This window comes from Brevibacterium aurantiacum, from assembly GCF_900169065.1.
GTDB lineage: Bacteria > Actinomycetota > Actinomycetes > Actinomycetales > Brevibacteriaceae > Brevibacterium > Brevibacterium aurantiacum.
In genome coordinates, this window is sequence record NZ_FXZB01000011.1 from 96,470 (window position 1) to 112,603 (window position 16,134).

The following is a 16,134-nucleotide window of genomic DNA, read 5'->3' on the forward strand; positions in this document are numbered from 1 at the left end:
CACCGCCCACCAGCATATTCCTCCACAGGCACGTCCCGATGCAGGGGTATTGCTGGTGAGATGCGGGTGTCACCGACGAGTTCGGGACGCTAGTCGCGTGAGAAGAATGTCTGCAGGGCGGAGATAAACGTCTTCGGCTGCTCCGAGTGGACCCAATGGCCTGAACCTTTGACGGTGAGCAGTGTGGCCCGGGGAAAGAGGGAGCGCATGAGCGGCAGATCCTCACGGGAGACGTAATCCGAATTCTCGCCGGCCATCCACAGGACGGGACCGTCGAAGCTCGCCTCCCCCATGTCGGGGAAGTCTCCGATAGTCGGCAGGCTTTCATGGAGCAGGGTGAGGTTGGGCTGCCAGGCATATCCCGCCGAGGTGGTGCGCAGGTTCTGGAGCAGGAATCCCCTGATCGTGTCCTCGGGGATCTTCGCCTGCAATGCCTCGTTGGCACCGGTGCGTGATTCGATCTCGTCGAGATCGACTTCGGCCAGACTGGAGAGCAGGTGCTCAAAGACTCCGAGGGATCCGCCTGCGGTGGGGGCGATGTCGACGACGACGAGACGGTCGATGAGCTCTGGGTGGCGCAGGGCCAGGACCATCGCGACCTTGCCTCCCAGGGAATGTCCGACCAGGTGCACGGGCAGATCATCGGGTGCGGTCATCTCGGCGATCATCGCGGCCACGGAGTCGGCCATGTCCACATAGCTGAAGTCCTCGGTCCACTCCGAATCCCCGTGGTTGGGCAGGTCGACGAGCAGGCTCGAGTAGTCGGGCTCGAGTGCTTTGGCGATCGACGTGAAGTTCTTGCCGCGGCCGAAGAGTCCGTGGAGGAAGACGATGCGCTTACCGGTGCTGCCGATGAGTTTGCTGGCGATGTCAGTCACGTCACCAGCCTACCCGGGACCTCTCACCGGGTCATTTGTCGGTGACCGCCTGGTCGAGGGCCTGCAGTGACCGGTCGAGATATTCGGGGCTGACGACGGGGAATCCGCCGAACGCCTCGCGGATCTCCTGCGTCGTGCGTGACCAGTCATAGGTCAGGGTCACCTCGGTGCCGGACTCGGTCCCTTCGAGGTCGTAGCGCCACCGCCAACCTCCGGGTTCCACGTGTCCGTCCTCATCGGCTTGGCCGGGATCCCAGGCGATTGCGTGATCGGGTTCGAAGGTGGTCACCGTGTTGTCAATTCGATAGTCACCGTTCTCGTCGTTGAAGTGCATGTTCATGGAGAAGATCTGTCCGGTGGCCGTGATCGGCTGCGCATCGATGGCATCACGCACCCAGTCTGTGGGTTCGGTGTCACGGTGCCGGGTGGGGTCGGCCAACACCGCGAAGATCGCGTCGGAGGAGGCGTCGATCGTACGTGTGCGGACGATGTGCTCGTTGGGATACTTCGCTGCTTCGGCCATGCGACCAGCCTATTCACCCGACCTCGGCTTGGGAAGTGATACCCACAGGTAGGGTGAGTCCATGCACTTCTCCGATTACGACACACGACTGGCCGGCTATGCGGTGATCGTCAACGACGACAGAGAAATCCTGCTCAGTTGGTTCAACGGCGGCAACGAACCGGCTCATGCACTGTGGACCCTTCCCGGTGGCGGGATCGAGTTCCACGAGAGCATCGAGACCGGAACGATTCGTGAGATCAAGGAGGAGACGGGCTTCGATGCCGAGCTGGTGCGTCCGTTGACGACGCACACCTTCACGGAGAACCGGAGCAGCTCGTCGCGCCGCAGGACGGTCTCACGACCGTTCAAAGGTGTCCGCGTCGTCTATGAGGCTCGGATCACCGGCGGGACACTGGGAACTCTCGAGGTCGATGGGACCACGGACCGGGCCGAATGGCTGGCACTCGATTCGCTGGCCGAGGTGCGCCACGCTCGGATCATCGACATCGGATTGGATGCGTGGCGCACAGCCGTCTGAGCTCGTCGGCTATTTGACCTTATCGGCCACGAGGTCGGGCATCTTCTCTGCCGCGAAGGATGCGGAGAGCACCGAGTTGAGTGAGAATGCCTGGCGCACATCATTGAGGTCCTCGGTCAGTACGAGGCTCCGACCGTCTTCGACCGCCGGGATGCGCTTGAAGGCAGCGTCCTTAGTCACCTCGGTGTCGGGGATGTAGATCGGAAACGCCACGAGCAGGTCCGCATCGAGATCGTCGAGCTTCTCCTCGGACACTGTGGCGGTGAAGCCTTCCGGTTTGAGTGCCGCGACCTTCTCCGACTGTTTGAATCCGAGCTGTTCCATGAACTGCACGCGCTCGGATCCTTCGACATAGGCTCCCCAGCCTTCCGAGGTCTTCGCGGCCACGCTCACGGATTTCCCGTCGAACTCCGGATGGGCCTTGCGAGCGGCTTCGTACTTCTTATCGAGCTCTTCGAGGACCTTCTTGCCTTCGTCTTCCTTGCCCAGCGCCTGGGAGACCAGGTTGACCTGCTGGTCCATCGTGGTCAGGTAATTGTCGCCGCCTTCAGGTGCTCCCACGGTCGGGGCGATCTCTGAGAGTCGGTCGTAGCGCTCCTGTTCACCGGAGCTCTTGGTGTCGAGGATGAGGTCGGGTTCGAGGGCCGCGATCTTCTCGAAGTCGGGTTCCATCGTGTCGATGATCTCCGGAGCCTGATCGTAGAGGTCCTCGGCCCAGGGACCGACACCCTTGCCGCCGAACTCCACCCAATCGGAGGCGCCGACCGGCTGCACGCCGACTGCCAGCGCGGTCTCCGCGTCGCCCCACCCCAGGGCCACGACCTTCTTCGGGTCTTTCGGGACCTCAACGGAGCCGAATTTGGTGTCGATGCTGATGCCCGAGGCCGCTTCCTCTTCACCACCGCCACCACCACAGGCAGCGAGCAGGAGGACGGAGGCGAGCACGGGAGCGAGAATTCGGCGCATGAGATCCTTCTTGAGTAGTTAGGCGAGCCTAGCTTAACCCATGCGCGGGGTCGCTGCGACTGACCGCATCCGCCTATCGGCCTCTGAGCCCATTCAGGGTTTGATCTCGAGTCCTTCGACGTCCATGTCGTTGAGGGGCACGGTGCGGGAGCGGCGACCGGTGACCAGGCGGTGGATGAGCCACAGCAGAAGGAACGCCGGCAGCCCGATGTAGGCCGAGGCGACCTCGAGGACTCGTCCGTTGACGACGGCTTCGACGTTCTGGCCGATGATGACGATGACCAACATGACGAGCGCGATGATCGGCCCGACTGGGAACAGCGGGGCACGATACGGCAGGTCTGCGATGTCATGGCCCTGCTTGACGTAGGCCCGCCGAAAACGGAAGTGACAACACGCGATGCCGACCCAGACGATGAACCCGGAGAGCCCGGAGACGTTGATCAGCCAGGTGTAGGCACCGCCGTCGCCCATCACCTCGGAGAGGAAGCCGAAGAGTCCGATGACGGCGGTGGCCAGCAGCGCCATGACGGGAACGCCGCGTTCATTCAGGCGGGCGAACAGCCTCGGCGCGGTCCCCTCCTTGGCCATTGCATAGAGCATGCGGGTGGAGGCGTAGAGTCCGGAGTTTCCGGCGGAGAGGATCGCGGTGAGGATGACGGCGTTCATCACCGATGCGGCCACTGCGATTCCGGCACGCTCGAAGACGAGGGTGAAGGGTGAGGCGGTGACGTCCTCGTTGTTCGCCGAGGCCAGCAGCGAGGGGTCGGAGTAGGGCAGGAGGAAGCCGATGATGATGATCGCGCCGATGTAGAAGAGCATGATGCGCCAGAACACGGTGCGGATGGCCCGGGGCATGTCGCGGCGCGGGTTGGCCGACTCGCCGGCGGTGACGCCGACGAGCTCCGTGCCTTGGAAGGAGAAGCCGGCGATCATGAACACGCTGATGATCGAGACCCAGCCGCCGACAAACGGTGCTTCGTCTCTCGTCCAGTTGCTCATGCCCGGCGATTCGCCGCCGATGATGCCTGCGATCATGAGCACGCCGAGGACGAGGAACGCAAGCACTGCGGTGACCTTGATGGCGGCGAACCAGAATTCGCCCTCGCCGAAGGCCTTGGCCGAGAGGAAGTTCAGTCCGGTGAGCAGGGCGAGGAAGATCGCCGCCCACACCCAGGACGGGACATCTGGCAGCCAGAAGGACATGATGACCCCGGCGGCAACGAGTTCAGCCGCGAGGGTGATCGCCCAGTTGAACCAGTAGTTCCACCCCATGGCGAAGCCGAACGAGGGGCTGACGTACTTCGATCCGTAGGTGTGGAAGGAGCCGGCGACCGGCAGGTGGGTCGACATCTCCCCCAGCGACTGCATGACGAAGAGAACCATGATTCCGATGACGGCGTAGGCCAACAGTGCGCCGCCGGGGCCCGCCTGCGAGATCGTGCCGCCCGAACCGAGGAAGAGGCCGGTGCCGAGGGCACCTCCGATGGCGATCATCTGCAGGTGACGAGACTTCAGCCCCCGCTTGAGTTCGCGACTCTCCCCCGCCGAGGTGGCTGCTTCGTTCATCGTGTTCCTTGACTGTCGTACCGGCGGGATCCTGTTCGGGCCCCGGCCATTCTTACCACATTCAGGTGTCGGTCTTCGCAATTGCCGCAGTGGGCAGCCCCCTGGCCAGCTGCGGTCCGAGGTCGGCGATGGTCCGGGCACCCATCAGTCCCATGGCGGTCAGTATTTCGGCCTTGATGAGGTCGATGGCCCGCTCCACGCCGCGCTGTCCACCGGCCATGAGCCCGTAGAGGTAGGCCCGGCCGATGAGCACGAAGTCCGCTCCGGCGCACAGGGCCGTCACGACATCGGTGCCGGACATGATTCCGGAGTCGAGGATGAGTTCCATATCGTCACCGACCGCTGCCCGCACTTCTGCCAGTGCGGTCAGGGAATCGGGTGCGCGGTCGAGCTGGCGGCCTCCGTGATTGGATACGACCAAACCGTCAGCCCCGACGGACCGGGCCCTGTTGGCATCCTCGGCAGTGAGGACTCCCTTGACGAAGAGTTTGCCCTGCCACTGTTCGCGGATCCATTTGAGGTCATCGAGATCCAGCGTCGGATCGAACATGGTCCGGGTCATCTCAGCCAGTGATTGAGACGTGTTGGACAGGGACGCGTATTTCGGCGGCTCGGTGGTGAGGAAGTTGAACCACCAGCCGGGCCGGTAGGAGGCGTCGGCGATCGTCTTCAATGTCAGCTTCGGCGGGATGGAGAGCCCGTTGCGGTTGTCGCGCAGTCGCTGACCGGTGATCGGGGTGTCGACGGTGACGAGCAGCGTCTCGTACCCACTCGCCTGGGCTCGTTGGAGCAGGTCGAGGCTGCGTACGCGGTCCTTCCACAGGTAGAGCTGGAACCAGCGAGTCGAGGACGGTGCGGCCTGTGCGACCTCTTCGATGGAGCGGGTGCCCATCGTCGACAGGGAGAAGGGAATGCCGGCCTTCGTCGCGGCCCTCACTCCTCCGATCTCTCCTTCCGAGTGCATCATCCGCGTATAGCCTGTCGGGGCGATGCCGAATGGAAGCGAAACGTCCTGACCGGCGATAGTCGTCGATGTGTTCGGGGCGTCGACTCCGTGCAGGATGCGTGGGAGGAGTTCGACGTCGGCGAAGACCTGCCGGTTCTTCCGCAGGGTGTGCTCGTCAAGGGCCCCACCGTCGACGTAGTCGAAGGGGGCTGTGGGTGTCACCCGTTTGGCGATCTTGCGCAGATCCCAGATATCGGCTGCGGAGTCGAGTCGCGCACCTACCCGGTCAAGTCTAGGCAGACCGAACTGCAGGAGAGGGGCGAGTTCCTTCACGTCAGGCAGTTGCCGTTTCATCGTTCTCCTCATATTCGACACTGAATCTCATCGGGTTCGAGACGCCTGCGAGTCTAGCGAGGGGGTCGTCGTCACTGGAACTGGGATCACCATGAGAGATATTCCCGTTTATTTCCCTATGTGGGCTTATCGTTTAGACTGTTCCCATGTCCGACTCCGCTGGTCCCCTGTCCGATTCTGCAGTTCCTGTGCCCGCAGCGCAGACAGAGACCAGACCGTGGCGCCAGGAGTTTCGCGGCGGAACGATCGACGACAGAAAATTCGCCGAGGTGTCCGTCTCCATTCCAGCCCGCATCGGCTCGGTCGACCTGCGACTGCCCTCCGAGCTCGCCGCACGCTCGGAAACCGCGGTCCGTGCGATCTCCCGGCTCGATGCCGAGCACGGTCGCACCCTGATTCCACTGTCGTACCTGCTGCTGCGCAGCGAATCGATCGCCTCATCGAAGATCGAAGCCGAAGAGGCACCCATCGACGACTTCGTCCGGGCCCTCCACGGTGCGAAGTCCAATTCCTCGGCCACTGCGATGGCTGCCGCAACGGGTGCGCTGGATCTGCTGACATCGGGAGCGATCAGTGCCGATTCGGTTTCTCGCGCCCATCGGCTGCTGCTCAAGGACGATGCCGGCGAGGCTCATCTGGCGGGCCGACATCGTCCGATGCAGAACTGGATCGGCGGCTCGGATCATTCGCCTCGCGGTGCACTCTACGTTCCTCCTCCCCCGGAGCTCGTCCCCGAGCTCATGGACGATCTGCTGACCTTCTCACTGCGCGAGGACATTCCCACGATCGCGCAGGCGGCCGTCGCCCATTCGCAGTTCGAAGCGATCCATCCCTTCACCGACGGGAACGGGCGGATCGGACGAGCCTTGGCGGCTGGGATCCTCCACTCTCGAGGTGTCACGACCGGGATCACTGTTCCCCTGGCTGCTGCCCTGGTCGAGGTTCGAGACCGCTACTTCGCGGCGTTGAATTCCTATCACTCAGGTGATGCCGGACCGGTCATATCGCTGTGGTCTAAGTCTTCGGTGATCGCGGCGGAGGAAGCTCAACTGACCGCACATCGGCTGGCTGGACTGCCTGATGAGTGGGCCGACCTCCTCGGCCATAGGCGTGAGAACAGCGCCGCAGCCAGGATCCTGACCTACCTTGCATCGGACCCGGTGTTCACCATCGACGATCTTGAGGACTCGTTGAAGCTGTCCAGCTCCTCCGCGAACAGAGCGGTCTCCGCGCTGACGGAAGCCGGGGTCCTGCGCGGCCTGACCAGTCGCAAGCGCAATCAGATCTGGGGTGCTGGCGATGTGCTCGCCGAACTCGAAGACCTCAACCTGCGCATCGGTGCCCGAGCCCGTTCCGAACTCTGAGGGTATGCCGCGCCGGTCAGCGCTGCCGCACCTGACTGCGCTCAGGATTGGTCGAGGTAGTGCAGGACTGCTGCGACTCGCCGGCTCGTGGTCTGTCCGGCATGGAGTCCGAGCTTGTCGAAGATCGAGCTGATGGCCTTCTCCACCGAGCTGATGGACACATAGAGGCGTTCAGCGATGCCGCGATTCGACAACCCCTCGGCCATGGTCTCGAGGACCTCGTTCTCTCGGGGTGTGAGTGCCGACAGTGAGTTCTGCTTCTCGGACGAGCTCAGCAATTGTCGGACCACCTCGGGGTCGATGACAGTTCCGCCTTCAGCAATCCGGTTGACGGAATCGAGGAAACGGTCGATGTCGGTAACCCGGTTCTTCAGCAGGTAGCCCACGCCCACGGTCTCGGTGCTCAGCAGCTCGGTCGCGTATTCGCGCAGCACGTACTGGCTGAGGACAAGCACCCCGATGTCGGGGAAGCGACGTTTGATCGCCAGGGCCGCTTCGAGTCCTTCGGTGGTGTGCGTGGGCGGCATTCGCACATCGACGATCGCCAGGTCTGGACGGGTGTCCGCGACTGCCGCCAGCAGCTGGTGACCGTCGTCGACCGAGGCGACGACGGAGATGCCCTCGTCTTCGAGCAGGCTCCTCACCCCTTCTCGCAGCAGCACGGAGTCATCGGCCAATACCACTCGCATGGGAACCTCGTTGATGGCCTCGACCGCGGATTCGGACATGCCGGATTCGGTCACGCCGGGTTCAGACATAGGGGATCTCCGCTCTCACAGTGGTTCCGGTTGTTTCCGTGCTCGTCACAGTCAGTGTTCCATCCAACGCTCCGACCCGACGATTCAATCCTTTCAGCCCACCGCCGGTGGGATCGGCACCACCGGAACCGTCATCGACCACCTCGGCGATCAGTGCCTGCTCCTCGTCGATGACGCTGATTCTGATGCTCGTGGCATTCGCGTGTTTGACGACGTTGGTCACCGCCTCTCGGACGACGAAGTATGCAGCAGACTCGGTGGCCTGGGACACTCGCCGAGACGGGACTGCGGTGAGCTCGACCGGTATCGGGCAGTGATCGGCCACCCGGTTGAGGACGGTGCCCAACCCGTGCTCATCCAATGCTGTGGGGTAGACCCGCCAGGCGACCTCGCGCATTTCGTCGATGAGGTCCTGGGATTGGACGAGAGCGTCGTCGAGGAGGGCGCTGGCCTTGTCCTGGTCCTTCGCACGTTGGGCGCGGGCGATGAGCACGGACAGGGAGACGACGTTCTGCTGCACCCCGTCGTGGAGGTCGCGTTCGATGCGGCGCCTCTCCTCGTCGATGGCCATGACCACTCCGTGCCGGGTCATGAGGAGCTGGGTGATACGCGTGTGAGGTGCGTTGGGGCGGCTGACCTGGGTGAACCTGGCGTCGATGATGCCGTGGAGCCAATTGGCCACCTCGGCGAGAATGATGACTCCGATGAGGTTCGCGGCACCGTAGAGCACTCCGACGAACAGCGTCGGCTGGCTGATGGTCCAGAAATCGAAGCCGATGGTGATGCTGCCGCCGATGAACAGGCCCTGGATGAGGGAGCCGATGGTCACAAGCAGGAAACCGGTGAGCAGATTGAGCATGGGCACGGCGATGATCCCGGCGAGGGCGCCGGTGAGGACGAAGAAGCCTCTCCTGACCGGGAGCTGGCCCATGACGATGCCGAAGCACTTCGCCTGCCGGGACCTCTCCCAGCCGAGGACTCGACGGCTCAGCCGAGATGTTGACGAGGGGACGGCTGCAAGCAGAAGCGGAAGGCACAGGGCCACTCCCCAGAGGATGCCCAGCACCGAGGTGGCCCAACGGGTGACGAACATGCGGGATTCTCGGGGAATCCTCGCGGTCAGCGACGTCGGCCAGGGCATGAGTTGATCGTAGCAATGCCTTATACGGTCGCCCAGAGGATCGACCGCAGTCCTTTCTTCCGGTTTTCCGCATCATCTCTTCGGGGCGCCGTCCCGCAGGTGTGCACTGCGCCGCGTTCCGGGTGCGGTCGCGCTTCGATAGCGTCTGTGGACATGGACCTTGCCCCTGATATCCTCCGCACCACCGTCGAATCCCCGTGGGTGTACCTCCTCGTCTTCGTCATCGCGGGCATGGATTCCCTGTTCCCCATCGTGCCCTCGGACACCGTGCTCATCACGGCCGCCGCCTATGCCGCCGCCGGCATCCCGAGTCCCCTGGGCCTGCTCCTGGCAGCCGTGGTCGGAGCCCTCATCGGCGACTTCGCCGACCACCTCGTGGGGCGTGGAGGGGGTTCCCTGGTGCAGCGGTGGACCAGGTCTTCGAGGGCCAAGCGATTGCTTGCGCACACCGAGGAGATCTTTGCCCGCCGAGGTGGGGTCGTCCTGATCGCGGGACGTTTCATTCCCGGTGGGCGTTCGGCCACAACCCTGAGCTCCGGGATTCTGAAGTATCCACGCACCCGCTTCCTCATCTTCGACGCTCTCGGCTGTCTGGCCTGGGCGATCTATTCCATCGGGGTCGGTCTGCTCGGCGGTGTGCTGTTTGAGGACCAGCCTCTGCTCGGCGTGGGATTGGGCATCGGCATCGCCCTGGCCATCACCGGTGTAGCGGAACTCACGCGCAGACTGCTGGCCAGGAGGAAAGCCCGTGCAGACCAGGATCCAGCGGCGCACCGAGACCCTGCAGATTGGACAGCCGCAGCCGTTGACGTGGCATGATGAATGGGATGTCTCAAGCGCTCGTGTGGTATGTCAGCTATGGGTCGAACATGCATCGTGACAGGCTCGCCTGTTACCTGCAGGGCGGCCGTCCTCCAGGTGCACTCGTCACCTATCCCGGCGCGAGAAACACCGATCCGCCGCTGGCAGAAATGGGCATCGAACTTCCCGGATCCATCTACTTCGCCGGCAGCTCCACCGTGTGGGGCGGCGGCGGAATGGCCTTCTATGACCATCAGGTCCCAGGCCCCACTCCGGCAAAGGCGTATCTCATCACTGCCGAGCAGTTCGCCGATGTCGCTGATCAGGAGATGAACCGCCCACCGTCATCCGCGAATCCGCTGGAGACTTTGGCCTGCGAACTTCCCGTCGGTTCCGCCCATTCGGTGGGACCGGGCAAGTACGAGACGCTCCTCGTCCTCGACCGCAGGGACTCGATCCCGCTGGTGACCTTTACGGCCCCGCACGGATCCGAGGCAGTCCCCCACACCGTTCCCAACGAACCGTATCTGACGATGCTGCGCCTCGGCGCAGAGGAGGTCAGGTCCGTGACGACGCTCAGTTCAGCCTCGGAGCTCAACTTTGAATCGGAGCTCAGTTCAGCGTCGGAGCTCAGCTCTGCCGCAGCGACTCCCCAGCCCGCAGCTGCACGAGTGTGAGGTCGAGCAGCGGCGTCGCCACAGACAGATCCGCTGCCGTTCTCGCAAGGTGTCCGAGGATGTGCTCGGTTTCGCTGGGCAGGCCCGAAGTCACGTCACGGTAGAGCGATGAGGTGAACGACGAGCCCTCGGCGGTGAGCATGGACAAGGTCATCTCCCTGGCCTTGGCCGAGACCGGGTGTCCGCCCGCAGCCGCGACGGCCTCGAGCTCGTCGACGATCCGAACAATGTGCGCATGCCCTCCGGCCGCCATGATCGCCCCGACGGGTGCCCGGAACAGGCAGGTGACGACCCCGGCTGCGGCGATGAAGATCCACTTCTCCCACAGGGCGTCGGTGATGTTGTCCAGAATCTGCAGCTTAAAGCCGGGAACATCGAGGGCCTGGGCGATGGAATCCGGGACGCCCGTTCCGTCGAGATCGCCGATGGTCATAACGGCGAGGTCCGTCATCTGGTGGACGGCACCGTCCATGATCGTCCCGACGATCTTGACCAGACCGCCCAGCACCTGGCCGGGGAACTCCTCGACCAATCGTTCGATCTGAGCCATGCCATTGAGGAACGGAATGATGAGGGTGTCCTCCCCCACTGCGGGTCTGATGTCGTCGATGATCGACTCCAGACCGTTGGCCTTGACCGCGACGATCACCAGGTCGAAAGACGTCGAACTCGAGCCGTTGGCAGTGGCGAGTTCGGCTGCGGTGAGGACGGGGATGTGGTTCGTCCGGTCCTCCCCGGGTGCAACGAATCGCAGACCGTTGGCCCTCATCGTCTGTGCTCGGGCCTCGCGGACGAAGAATGTGACATCGCGTCCTGCTTCGAACAGGCGGGTGCCGAACGCTCCGCCGGTTGCGCCGGCTCCGGCAATGAGTATCTTCACTGTGTGCTCTCCCATGTCAGATGGATTCCGTGGCGTTTGCGTTGTGCGCTGTCACAATGCCTGTTTGAGTTCCGTAGCTGCCGCCGCGGGGTCATCTGCTGCGGTCACTGCGCGGACGACGACGATGCGCTGTGCTCCGGTGGCCTGGACTTCCGCCTGCCGCTCACCAGCGGAGATCCCACCGATCGCAAACCAGGGTTTGGCTGCGGTGGTGGCGAGCGCACGCAGGGGTTCGACTCCGATGGCGGCCCGGCCGGGTTTGGTGGGGGTCTCCCACACGGGGCCGAGACAGAAATAGTCGATCTCGGGGTCCGCCTCGGCGGCGTGGGCCTGTTCGATGGAGTGTGTCGAGCGGCCCAGGATCACGTCGGGGCCGAGGACCGTGCGTGCCTGTTCGCTGGTGAGGTCGCCCTGGCCGATGTGGAAGACGTCGGCGCCGACGAGGAGGGCCACATCGGCACGGTCGTTGACGGAGAACAGCTTCCCGTGACGATGGGCTGCCTCCCTGAGGACTTCGAGTGCTTCGATCTCAGCGCGGGCTTCGAGGCCCTTGTCGCGCAGCTGGATGATGTCGACGCCACCGGCATAGGCGGCATCAAGGAACTCGGGGAGATCGCCCTGCGCGCTGCGGGAATCGGTGCAGACATAGAGCCTGGACGCGTGAAGCCGGTCCAGTCGTGCGGCTCTGTCTGTGTCGTGGACTGCGGCGTCCATTGTCATATCTGCGGCCATGCTCCTAGAGTAGAGGAGTTCGCGGGAGCCTCATAAAGGGGGCTGAGAGGGCTTTGTGCCGACCGTTCAACCTGATGCGGATCATGCCGCCGGAGGGAGAAGCACGTGCACGTCATTGTTGTGGGGGCCGGGATCATCGGCTTGTCCACTGCCTGGAATCTGCGCCGTCGCGGCGTCAGCGTCACCATCATCGATCCGGCTCCCGCCATGGGTGCCTCCCATGCTGCGGCGGGGATGCTGGCTCCGGCCGCCGAGGTGGTGTGGGGGCAGTCTCCCCTGTACCCGCTGATGCGTGCCTCAGCAGACCTGTACCCGGACTTCGCCGCCGAGCTGGCTGCCGCGTCTGGCCATGATCTGGGGTATTCGAGCGCCGAGACCTTTGTGTGTGCCGGTGACCGGGCCGATCTCGCCTCTCTGCGCGAACTCATCGACCTGCAGCGCGCAGCCGGTTTCGACGTCTCCCTCGTTCCCGGGTCAAGAGCCAGGGATCTGGAACCGGCGCTCTCACCCGGGGTATGCGGTGCGGTCACCATTCCCGGGGATCATTCGATCGATCCCCGACGGCTCACCGGCGCACTGCTGGCCGTCCTCGGCGACGCCGTTGTCCGTGCCCGAGTGACCGGTCTGCTCTCTCAGGCGGATCGGACCGTCGGTGTCGAACTCGAGGATGGGACGAGACTGCAGGCCGATCAGGTCGTCGTGGCCGCGGGCGGTTCCTGCAACGACATCTCCGGAGTTCCCGCGCTGCCCCTGCGCCAGGTATGGGGCGAGGTGATCAGACTGCGGGCGCCCGAGACTCTGACCCCGCTTCTCACACGCACGATCCGTGGGCTGGTCAAAGGTCGGCCCGTCTACGTTGTGCCTCGTCCCGACGGTGAACTCGTCCTCGGTGCCACGAGTCGTGAGGACGGTCGGTCCGGGATCAACGCCGGAGGCGTCCACCAGCTGCTGCGCGACGCCGAACGTCTCGTCCCTGCCATCCTCGAGGCCGAGATCACCGACATCACCACCCGCGCCAGGCCGGGCTCACCCGATGACGTGCCGATCATCGGGCGCATCGATCCCGGCTGTGTGGTGTCCACCGGCTTCTTCCGGCACGGCATCCTCCTCGCCCCGCTGGGTGCGAACCTCACCGCCGACCTTGCGTGCGGGAGCGAAACCCTGGCGGGGCCGCCGGGGACACTCGCCGCGGTGGCGCCCGACCGATTCACCGAAGCCGCTCATGCTCAGCAGCTCCAGACCACACCGAACGAAATGTTTCAGCAACCGACAGGGAGTCGACTGTGACCGACACGATCAGCATCACGCTCAACGGCGAGCGCCATGTACTCGCCCGTCCCACCACGGCCAAGGACCTCGTCTCCGGTCTCGTTGACAAGGACATCGCCGTCGATGGCACACCCGTCGACGGCAGTCGTCTGGGCATAGCGCTCGCCGTTGACGGTGAGGTGATCAGGCGCGGGAAGTGGTCCGACTTCACCTTGGCCGAGGGGCACAGTGTCGACATCGTCACCGCTGTGCAGGGAGGCTGACATGAGTTGGAACGTCGACGAGGTGACCCTGAACTCCCGACTGGTCATGGGCACCGGGGGCGCCAGTTCGCTGAGCATCCTCGAACAGGCCCTGGAAGCCTCGGGCACCGAACTGACGACTGTGGCCCTGCGCCGATATGACGGGACGGCCCGGGACTCGGTGTTCGCCATGCTCAACCGTATGGGCATCCGTATTCTGCCCAACACTGCCGGATGCTATACGGCTCGTGATGCTGTGCTGACTGCCCAGCTGGCCCGGGAGGCACTCGAGACGAACTGGGTGAAGCTCGAGGTCATCGCCGATGAGGAGACTCTGTTGCCGGATCCGGTTGAGCTGTTCAGGGCCGCGGAGGAACTCGTCCTCGACGGGTTCACGGTCTTCGCCTATACGAACGATGATCCGGCGTTGGCTAAGAGGCTCGAGGACGCCGGTGTCGCCGTGGTGATGCCGGCCGGTGCTCCGATCGGCAGCGGATTGGGCATCCTCAACCCCCACAACATCGAGACGATCGTCAACCGTGCCCAGGTGCCGGTGATCCTTGATGCCGGCATCGGCACCGCCTCCGATGCGGCCCTCGCGATGGAGCTCGGCTGCACCGCGGTCCTGTTGGCATCGGCTGTGACTCGGGCACATGATGCGACCGCCATGGCCCGAGCGATGTCCCTGGCCGTTGAGTCCGGTCATCTGGCTGCCCACGCTGGCCGGATTCCGAAGCGTCCGTTGGCCCTGGCCTCGTCGACCTTCGAGGGGATGGTGACTCCGGCATGAGCACCGCGAGCAATCCGGGTCCACTGGTCGCACCGACCGATTCTCTGAGCCCACGGGAACTCGAACGCTACGCCAGGCATCTGAGCCTGCCGGGGATCGGCATCGAGGGGCAGCGGCGACTGCGGGCCGCCTCGGTGCTGGTCATCGGTGCGGGCGGACTGGGAGCACCGGTCCTGCACTACCTGGCCGCGGCGGGGATCGGGTCGATGACGATCATCGACGACGATGTGGTCGAGGCCTCGAATCTGCAGCGCCAGGTCCTCCACCGCGATGCCGATATCGGCCGGGCCAAGGTCGATTCCGCCCGTGATGCTCTGCTTCGTCTCGATCCGGAGCTTGCAATCACCGCGATCAGCGAACGGTTGAGTCCTGACAATGCACTTGAGCTGTTTCGCTCCCATGATGTCGTCCTCGACGGAGCCGACAATTTCGCGACCCGCTACCTGTCCAATGATGCCGCCGAGCTCACCGGCACCCCGCTGGTCTGGGGCACGATATTTCGCTTCGCAGGTCAGGTGAGCACGTTCGTCCCCGGGCCTGGGCCGATGCTGCGTGACCTGTTTCCCGATATTCCTGAGGCCGATTCGGTCCCCAACTGCGCTGAGGGAGGGGTGCTCGGGGTTCTGTGCGGCACCGTCGGCTCCGCCATGGCCACAGAGGCCGTGAAACTCATCTGCGGCATCGGCACACCGCTGATCGGTCGTCTGCTGCGCTATGACGCGTTGGAGGCCGACTACTCGACGCTTCGGTTCTCACCGGATCCTGATCGCCCGCCAGTCACCGACCTCGCCGAGGTGGCGGTGGCCTGCGCCGCTGCCGACCAAGGACTAGGGCGCCAGAATGCGAAGGGCTCAGGTGCCGAAGGTCAGTGCGCGCGACGGGACGATGAGGTCAGCATTGAGGAGTATCTGGCCGAGTCCTCCCCTGCCATCCTCATCGATGTGCGTGACGGGTGGGAACGGCAGATTTCGACCATTCCCGGCTCCGTCCACCTGCCGCTGAGCGTGCTGCAGGTCCAGGGATGGAAGGCGGTGGAAGCCGCGACTGCTCTTCCGCCACGCGAGGTCATCATCCACTGCAAGTCGGGGGCACGGTCTGCTCAGGCCGTGGCTCTGCTCAAGGAGGGTGCGCCGGGGGCCGTGCGTCTGCGTTCGCTGCGCGGTGGCATCGACGCTTGGTGGGCTTCAGGACACGAGACGGTTCAGGCGCCTGGCCAGACCGCAGTGTCCGGCTCTCATCACTCGTGAGTGCATCGACGTCGCCACCGGCCGCAGCAGCCGAATCGACCGCCGACGAGTGGTCACGCACCACACTGAGCTGATCGTGGTGATGGGGCCGGTCTGCTGCAGCGACCAAGCTCCGGTCCCCCTCAGATCACCGGCGGCGGAGAAGATCACGAAGTACGGTGCCTCAGTTTCCTGAAGTTCGATGCTGAAGCTCAACGTCACACCGATCGGGCTGTCGACCTGGATGTCGGCTCGGCTTCCGGGGGCGATCGTGTCATCGATGGGCACAGCCACGGGAAGGCTGGGCCACCATTGCGGCCACGCCTCGATGTCACTGAGCACTGACCACACATCCCGCACAGAGGCATTGACCCTCCACCGATTCTCGAAGTGGAATGGTGCTGACTCACCGGCCTGCGGTCGGACAAGGTGGTGGAGTGAGAGCTGGTGATCGTTCGTCATGGATCCCCTGGTGTTCGTGGATCGACGGGCGCTGAT

At 64.2% G+C, this 16,134-nt stretch carries 18 protein-coding genes and 1 riboswitch; of the genes, 8 read left to right on the forward strand and 10 right to left on the reverse strand.

The features are described 5' to 3' along the window. Window positions 1–89: 89 nt before the first annotated feature. Window positions 90–878 (reverse strand): alpha/beta fold hydrolase, encoded by a 789-nt coding sequence (locus BAUR9175_RS09205; protein ID WP_069599961.1) that lies wholly within the window; start codon window positions 876–878, stop codon window positions 90–92. Window positions 879–909: 31 nt separating this feature from the next. Beyond that, entirely contained in the window at window positions 910–1,401 is a 492-nt protein-coding gene (locus BAUR9175_RS09210) for an SRPBCC domain-containing protein (RefSeq protein ID WP_096146828.1), read from the reverse strand. 61 nt (window positions 1,402–1,462) lie between these two features. Here BAUR9175_RS09210 and BAUR9175_RS09215 point away from each other — a divergent pair, with 61 nt between their 5' ends. Beyond that, window positions 1,463–1,921, forward strand: a complete 459-nt coding sequence (locus BAUR9175_RS09215) for an NUDIX hydrolase (RefSeq protein WP_009883772.1) — start codon at window positions 1,463–1,465, stop codon at window positions 1,919–1,921. A 9-nt stretch (window positions 1,922–1,930) separates the two neighbouring features. On the opposite strand, the gene BAUR9175_RS09220 is transcribed toward BAUR9175_RS09215, so the two are convergent. The 3 genes from BAUR9175_RS09220 to BAUR9175_RS09230 all read right to left on the reverse strand — a co-directional run bounded on the left by BAUR9175_RS09220 (window position 1,931) and on the right by BAUR9175_RS09230 (window position 5,756). Next, window positions 1,931–2,887, reverse strand: coding sequence for an iron-siderophore ABC transporter substrate-binding protein (locus tag BAUR9175_RS09220; protein ID WP_096146827.1), 957 nt, complete (start codon window positions 2,885–2,887; stop codon window positions 1,931–1,933). A 93-nt stretch (window positions 2,888–2,980) separates the two neighbouring features. Beyond that, window positions 2,981–4,456 carry an amino acid permease gene (locus BAUR9175_RS09225; protein WP_101583601.1) on the reverse strand — a complete coding sequence of 492 codons (1,476 nt, stop codon included), beginning with the start codon at window positions 4,454–4,456 and terminating at the stop codon, window positions 2,981–2,983. Between the two features lie 61 nt (window positions 4,457–4,517). Further along, on the reverse strand, window positions 4,518–5,756 hold the full coding sequence (locus BAUR9175_RS09230; protein WP_101583603.1) for an alpha-hydroxy acid oxidase: 1,239 nt from the start codon (window positions 5,754–5,756) through the stop codon (window positions 4,518–4,520). A gap of 146 nt (window positions 5,757–5,902) precedes the next feature. Here BAUR9175_RS09230 and BAUR9175_RS09235 point away from each other — a divergent pair, with 146 nt between their 5' ends. Beyond that, window positions 5,903–7,120, forward strand: coding sequence for a Fic family protein (locus tag BAUR9175_RS09235; protein WP_096158620.1), 1,218 nt, complete (start codon window positions 5,903–5,905; stop codon window positions 7,118–7,120). A gap of 41 nt (window positions 7,121–7,161) precedes the next feature. On the opposite strand, the gene BAUR9175_RS09240 is transcribed toward BAUR9175_RS09235, so the two are convergent. Beyond that, the gene (locus BAUR9175_RS09240) at window positions 7,162–7,878 is read right to left on the reverse strand and encodes a response regulator (protein ID WP_009883767.1); all 717 of its coding nucleotides are present in this window, start codon (window positions 7,876–7,878) and stop codon (window positions 7,162–7,164) included. Then, window positions 7,871–9,019, reverse strand: coding sequence for a histidine kinase (locus BAUR9175_RS09245; RefSeq protein WP_096146823.1), 1,149 nt, complete (start codon window positions 9,017–9,019; stop codon window positions 7,871–7,873). The genes BAUR9175_RS09240 and BAUR9175_RS09245 overlap by 8 nt, the downstream gene beginning before the upstream one ends. Before the next feature lie 153 nt (window positions 9,020–9,172). Between BAUR9175_RS09245 and BAUR9175_RS09250 the strand changes: the two genes are divergently transcribed. After that, entirely contained in the window at window positions 9,173–9,838 is a 666-nt protein-coding gene (locus BAUR9175_RS09250) for a DedA family protein (protein WP_180959225.1), read from the forward strand. An 8-nt stretch (window positions 9,839–9,846) separates the two neighbouring features. Continuing rightward, on the forward strand, window positions 9,847–10,497 hold the full coding sequence (locus tag BAUR9175_RS09255; protein WP_096167401.1) for a histone deacetylase: 651 nt from the start codon (window positions 9,847–9,849) through the stop codon (window positions 10,495–10,497). On the opposite strand, the gene BAUR9175_RS09260 is transcribed toward BAUR9175_RS09255, so the two are convergent. Together BAUR9175_RS09260 and thiE are read right to left on the reverse strand one after the other, a co-directional pair. Then, window positions 10,451–11,392 carry a 2-dehydropantoate 2-reductase gene (locus BAUR9175_RS09260; RefSeq protein WP_009883763.1) on the reverse strand — a complete coding sequence of 314 codons (942 nt, stop codon included), beginning with the start codon at window positions 11,390–11,392 and terminating at the stop codon, window positions 10,451–10,453. The two genes, BAUR9175_RS09255 and BAUR9175_RS09260, sit on opposite strands and share 47 nt — an antisense overlap. A gap of 36 nt (window positions 11,393–11,428) precedes the next feature. Further along, window positions 11,429–12,097 carry a thiamine phosphate synthase gene (gene thiE, locus BAUR9175_RS09265; protein WP_009883762.1) on the reverse strand — a complete coding sequence of 223 codons (669 nt, stop codon included), beginning with the start codon at window positions 12,095–12,097 and terminating at the stop codon, window positions 11,429–11,431. Window positions 12,098–12,120: 23 nt separating this feature from the next. After that, window positions 12,121–12,224: riboswitch (TPP riboswitch) on the forward strand. Here thiE and thiO point away from each other — a divergent pair. From thiO to moeB, 4 genes are all read left to right on the forward strand, one after another. Continuing rightward, window positions 12,215–13,396, forward strand: coding sequence for a glycine oxidase ThiO (gene thiO, locus BAUR9175_RS09270; protein WP_101583628.1), 1,182 nt, complete (start codon window positions 12,215–12,217; stop codon window positions 13,394–13,396). (Overlaps the previous riboswitch by 10 nt.) Beyond that, complete coding sequence (gene thiS / locus BAUR9175_RS09275) at window positions 13,393–13,641, forward strand: sulfur carrier protein ThiS (protein ID WP_096146820.1); 249 nt, start codon at window positions 13,393–13,395, stop codon at window positions 13,639–13,641. Before thiO ends, thiS begins: the two co-directional genes overlap by 4 nt. 1 nt (window position 13,642) lies before the next feature. Then, window positions 13,643–14,410 (forward strand): thiazole synthase, encoded by a 768-nt coding sequence (locus tag BAUR9175_RS09280; protein WP_096146819.1) that lies wholly within the window; start codon window positions 13,643–13,645, stop codon window positions 14,408–14,410. Then, window positions 14,407–15,657 carry a molybdopterin-synthase adenylyltransferase MoeB gene (gene moeB / locus BAUR9175_RS09285; protein WP_101583606.1) on the forward strand — a complete coding sequence of 417 codons (1,251 nt, stop codon included), beginning with the start codon at window positions 14,407–14,409 and terminating at the stop codon, window positions 15,655–15,657. Before BAUR9175_RS09280 ends, moeB begins: the two co-directional genes overlap by 4 nt. On the opposite strand, the gene BAUR9175_RS09290 is transcribed toward moeB, so the two are convergent. Beyond that, window positions 15,595–16,098, reverse strand: coding sequence for an SRPBCC family protein (locus BAUR9175_RS09290; protein WP_101583608.1), 504 nt, complete (start codon window positions 16,096–16,098; stop codon window positions 15,595–15,597). The two genes, moeB and BAUR9175_RS09290, sit on opposite strands and share 63 nt — an antisense overlap. Window positions 16,099–16,134: the final 36 nt, after the last annotated feature.